The 215-nt window shown below is 65.6% G+C and carries 1 pseudogene; it reads left to right on the plus strand.

The annotated features are described in order from the left end of the window. Positions 1-215 (plus strand): annotated as a pseudogene (locus tag FNJ47_RS49500) (cytochrome C oxidase subunit I); the annotation flags it as partial.

A 215-nucleotide genomic window follows, 5' to 3' on the forward strand; every position in this document is an offset into this window, starting at 1 on the left:
CTATGTCGGCATCCTTGGCATGCCGCGCCGTATGGCGTTCTATGACTATGCCAACCCCGCGATCGCGCCGCAGGCCTTTTCCGTCACCATGTCGGCGATCGGCGGCTTCATCCTGCTGCTGTCGGGCCTGCTGTTCCTGCTGGTGCTGATCCGCGGGCAGTTCGGTGCGCGAGACGAGGCGGCTGCTTACCGCTTCGCGGTGCCGCTGCACATGC

This window comes from Bradyrhizobium uaiense (assembly GCF_010811875.1).
GTDB lineage: Bacteria > Pseudomonadota > Alphaproteobacteria > Rhizobiales > Xanthobacteraceae > Bradyrhizobium > Bradyrhizobium uaiense.